Genomic DNA, 3399 nt, shown 5'->3' on the forward strand with positions numbered 1-3399 from the left:
TTTACATCAAATGGACAGAAGATAGATATGAAGTGGCTTTCAGATACAAAAGTACAAATGCAATCAAAAGTGCTTTTGCAATATCCGCGTGACCACTATACCTGTACCGCATGGGCAGCAAGAGGTAAATGGTATTGGTTTTCACATATGTGGGTAATTGCAAAAGAGGTAAAGTAGAAGGCTAAGGCTTATCCAATATGAATCTTCGATGAGTTATTGGAATTTTTATGAATCATCTTTTTAATCTGTTCAATAGAATAATGTCTCTGCGTTTGATTCTCACCTAAAAGATCAAATCTTATTTGAATAGTAAGCTTTCCAAGAGCTTCTGAAAGTTTTTGCATATCATTGTCAAAGGTTGCATCTACAGAAAGGGCTGAAACCACATGTAAAAAATTCGTGTATTCATTTAAAACACTTGGGGAGGCAAATATAGCAAGCCTATGAGTAATAAACTGTAATTTTGTAAGATCTGCTTCACTAAAATGACTCTTCTCCGCCATACTCTCCATAAGATCTAAAAGTTTTTCATACGTCTCAGCTTTTAGATCTAAAAACTTAATGTTTTGCTCTTTTTCTATCTCTACTGCTGTTTGTTTGTTTAAAAGTAAAGCAGTGATGAAAACCGTAGCGATAGTTCCTAAAATAATAAGAACAATCTCCTGTGTAAAAGGTGTAGAGTCTGTAACCTTATAAGCGTAGCGCAAATAGGCGTATCCTGCCACTAATGTAAAAAGTGTCAGGATTAAGTAAGTAAACTGTTTTGCAATGTTTGACATTTTTTGGTGTTATCCTTTCAAATTTTAGGAAATTGTACAATAATAGCATTAAAGCTATCTTGTAAAGATTACGCTTGTATACCCCACTACACGCTCCTTGTCGCCACTTGCATCGGCACTTGTTCTGTAGTCCATTATTTGTGCTTTAAGTTGGAGCTTCTTTGCCGCTATAAGCATCGCTTCCACACCAATGATGCCGCACGCCTCACACCCTTGATGCAGCTCTTGTGTGTTGAGTGTTGCAATGGCTTCAAGACAGATAGTGTCAAGCTCTTTTGCTTTGTTAATACTATAGTAGTGACTCAAATCTGTACTAATGACCACAACGGTCTCTTCATCTTCTAAAAGATACTCAATGACCTTTGCAAGGTTTTGTGGAGATTCTGCTCCATAAACAAGTTCAACAACTTGCGAATCGCCAAGATACTCTTTTACAAAAGGCATCTGTACCTCTGTTGAGTGTTCAGCATGGGCATCAGCTTGGAAGTGCAGCCCAAACTTCTTTATGAGAGTATCTGCGAGTACTCTGTCTATTTTCAAAGAGCCCATAGGTGTTTCATATCTGTCAAACTCTGATACACTCGTTCCTTGAAGGTAGACACGGTGGCTCGGGCCAATAACTACTACACGCCTTGCATGCGAATTTTTCAGTACCCGAAAGGCAATGTTGGCAGTAAATGCAGAGTACACATATCCGGCATGTGGCACAATGATGGCACGAGGTTTGAGTTCTAATACTCTTTTGTCTTTAATGGCCTCATCTACAATCTTATTGTAGTGTGCGAACATTTTCTCTATCTCTTCTTTACTTGTAGGGTAAAACTGTCCTGCTACAGCATCTTTTCTTACACTCATTTCCATACTCCTTCTATTGCTCTGTTACATTTTGGGCAGTGCCCATCTACAAGATTGTTCTGCGTTACGCTGTAACCTGTTCTATCTATAAGAAGTGCATGACAATCAGGGCAGTAGGTATCGCCATGAACCGGTACATTGCCAAGGTAAACATACTCCAAACCTGCTTCGAGTGCTATTTTTTTCGCACGCTCTAAAGTCCCAAGCTTTGTGCTTTCATGGTCTTGCATCTTATAATCAGGATGAAAGGCACTTAAATGCCACGGCACATGTGTGCCGAGTTCATCAGCTATAAACACAGCCATAGCCTTTAGGTCTGCATCACTGTCATTTTCACCCTCTATAAGCAGAGTAGTCACCTCCACCCAAATTCCCTCTTTGACCATATTTCGTAGCGTCTCTTTTACTGCTTCAAGTCCGCCTTTAAGTACTTTTTTGTAGTAAGCATCATCCCAGCTTTTTAGGTCAACATTCGCGGCATCCAGCCATGAAGCCATATCTTTTACGACCTCTTCAGATTCAAAGCCGTTGGTTACAAATATATTTTTAAGATCTCTCTCTCTTGCAATGACTCCTATATCTTTTGCATAAGGGTAAAAAATGGTGGGCTCATTATAAGTGTAGGCAATGGAAGCTGCACCATTTTCTATAGCAAGGTCAACCATCTTTTGTGGTGAAATATCTACGCTTGTATCGACCAAGTGTTCTTGTGATATTTGCCAGTTTTGGCAAAATGGGCACTTGAAGTTACACCCGACTGTTCCAAGTGAAAGTGCCGATGTTCCAGGCAGTAGATGATACATAGGCTTTTTCTCGACTGGATCAAGATTGAGCGCACTTGGATGCCCATAGACAAGTGTTTTAAGTGCACCGTTTTCATTTTTATTTACTCCACAAATCCCAACTTGTTCCTCTTTGAGTTGGCAGAAGTGCTGACAAAGCCTACACATAATTTTATTTGATTTTTTTAAATTTTTATAGTAGTTCATATTAGTCCTTTGGAGTCATAACTATTTATAGCTATTGACTCAAGTTAGTCTAATATTATCAAAATAAGTGAAATAAGTCAAATAAATGTTACAAAAAGTAACTAATTTGACTTTTTAATTGTTTTGTATTCTCTATTAAATATTTCACCACGAACATAACGCCCATAGATAAGCTCAAATAAAATGGATATCATAATAAATGAGATGAAAATAATAACAGCATGTGGATTTGAAGTATAAGTATGAAAAAGAAGTGTTCCTAGCGCTATAAAAGTTAAAAATGAAGAAAGAACAACAATGATTTTGGTAGCGCCAATCTCTTGAGCAAGCTTATAAGCACTGATATTTACAAGAAAGAAGATGAGTAAAAATCCTGCGCTTCCTATAATGGCAATCTCTGTGAGATCAATACTGTTTGCAAGTAGTACACTAAAGAGCGTTGTATATAAAACCCCGCGAAAAGGAACACCGCTGCGTTTGTCTTGCACCATCAAAGTACGTGGAAGTTTGCCATCTTTTGCAATGATATAGCCGAGCCTTGCGTTTCCATAAATAGTTGCGTTTATGGCTGAAAATGTAGAGAGCAGGGCAGCAAAGGCAACGAGTACAAAGCCTGTGTGTCCAAGAGAGGGTTGTGCGGCTGCTGCAAGCGCGTAGTCTTTTGCTTTCATCAGTACATCTTCACTTACGCAACCTACGGTAATAATAGAAATGAGTACATAGAGCGCTATAACAATGATAACTGAAGCATAAAATGCACGAGGGAGGTTTTTGTC

General features: G+C 38.6%; 4 protein-coding genes. All 4 read right to left on the reverse strand.

The features are described 5' to 3' along the window. Positions 1 to 188: 188 nt before the first annotated feature. Entirely contained in the window at positions 189 to 779 is a 591-nt protein-coding gene (locus MV589_RS09720) for a hypothetical protein (RefSeq protein WP_297434360.1), read from the reverse strand. Positions 780 to 833: 54 nt separating this feature from the next. Next, positions 834 to 1634: an AmmeMemoRadiSam system protein B gene (gene amrB / locus MV589_RS09725; protein ID WP_297434363.1), complete on the reverse strand. Its 801-nt coding sequence runs from the start codon at positions 1632 to 1634 to the stop codon at positions 834 to 836. Beyond that, the gene (gene amrS, locus MV589_RS09730) at positions 1631 to 2623 is read right to left on the reverse strand and encodes an AmmeMemoRadiSam system radical SAM enzyme (RefSeq protein WP_297434365.1); all 993 of its coding nucleotides are present in this window, start codon (positions 2621 to 2623) and stop codon (positions 1631 to 1633) included. The genes amrB and amrS overlap by 4 nt, the downstream gene beginning before the upstream one ends. Positions 2624 to 2724: 101 nt before the next feature. Next, positions 2725 to 3399, reverse strand: a 675-nt coding sequence (locus MV589_RS09735; RefSeq protein ID WP_297434367.1) for an APC family permease, incomplete at its 5' end; no start/stop codon positions are given.

Source organism: Sulfurimonas sp. (assembly GCF_026991475.1).
In the GTDB taxonomy this organism is placed as follows: Bacteria; Campylobacterota; Campylobacteria; order Campylobacterales; family Sulfurimonadaceae; genus Sulfurimonas.

What these genes read in the sequence shown, in the direction of transcription:
- MV589_RS09720 (WP_297434360.1), bottom strand. Translation starts at nt 779, where the DNA reads ATGTCAAACATTGCAAAACAGTTTACTTACTTAATCCTGACACTTTTT.
- amrB (WP_297434363.1), bottom strand. Translation starts at nt 1,634, where the DNA reads ATGAGTGTAAGAAAAGATGCTGTAGCAGGACAGTTTTACCCTACAAGT.
- amrS (WP_297434365.1), bottom strand. Translation starts at nt 2,623, where the DNA reads ATGAACTACTATAAAAATTTAAAAAAATCAAATAAAATTATGTGTAGG.